The organism is Bacillus sp. 05T31, from assembly GCF_056396725.1.
Map to the genome: position 1 here is coordinate 1 of NZ_JBFTMA010000990.1, position 1,172 is coordinate 1,172.

The 1,172-nt window shown below is 34.5% G+C and carries 2 protein-coding genes; both read right to left on the reverse strand.

From position 1 onward, the window contains the following. Positions 1–652, reverse strand: a 652-nt coding sequence (locus AC1DJR_RS30600; RefSeq protein WP_477004323.1) for a saccharopine dehydrogenase NADP-binding domain-containing protein, incomplete at its 3' end; no start/stop codon positions are given. 120 nt (positions 653–772) lie between these two features. Beyond that, positions 773–1,084, reverse strand: coding sequence for an ArsR/SmtB family transcription factor (locus AC1DJR_RS30605; protein WP_000995770.1), 312 nt, complete (start codon positions 1,082–1,084; stop codon positions 773–775). Positions 1,085–1,172: the final 88 nt, after the last annotated feature.

The following is a 1,172-nucleotide window of genomic DNA, read 5'->3' on the forward strand; positions in this document are numbered from 1 at the left end:
CTGGCAGGGTTACGTGATCAGGAGTATCCAAACGATAACATTTGGTTATATAACCGTTGGGAAAGCGGACTTTGATTGGATCAGTCATTGGATAAGCCTGTCGCATTCCCTCTCGAGCTTTGACTTCAAATGGAATCGTTAACCGGTCCATATATGCTGTTGAATTTGGTCCTGCTTTGTCTTGAAGAGAATATAGTGCGTTGATATCAACCGTAACCTCTTGAAGATCTTTTGAATACATTTTAGCAAAAAGGGCTGCTGTCCCTCCCATCCACCCTGAAGCTAATACAACAGGGGATTGGACCTCAACATTTTTTAATCGATCAATAGAACTCTTAAAACGTTCAGTCCAACGAGTAATGTCAACCAATGGAATTTTTTTTCGAACTGCAGATAAAAGTAGTCTATCTTGCGGGTCATTAACCGCATTAACAACTAATGTGAAATTATCATCCAAATTTCTTAAAGGATCATCTGTTGTGTTGTCTACAGTGACTATTTTTACTCTCTCTGATTCAAAAGGTAACGCTTTCCCTAAGGTTCTTCCTCCTAATCTAATTTCCAAATCAGGATGTCGATCATGTAAAATTTGAGCAATTTGACTACCAACAACACCATACCCACCAACAATTAATACTGTTTTCTTATTCATCTGAAACCTCCATTTTAATTAGTATGAGATTATAAGTTTAAATAATTAAAAACTTAAACCTTTTAACTTAATGTTGCTAAAAAAAGGGACAAAAGGTGTCCCTAAACTATAAATGAGTACCTAATTCTTACATTCATCTTCAACTAAAGAAACAAGTTCTTTTAAAAGATTTATTGTTTCATTAAACTCAAGACAATAATACATTTCAGTGCCTTTTTTCTGAACTCGAAGTAACCCTGATTGTTTCAATATTTTCAAATGATGAGATACAGTAGGTCTTGACATGGGAATATGCTCCGCAATTTGCGTCACATTCAAGCTATCTTTATCAATTAAAAGCGATACAATTTGCTGACGAGTTGGATCTCCCAACCCTTGGAAACATGGTCTTAAATTTTCTAAAATATGCATTACTTTATCATTACAGTTCATTTCGCTAACATTACCTTCCGTTTAAGAATTTAATCATTTAAACGTATTATAAATTACATTGCTATCTAATGCAATAAAGAAGTAGCAC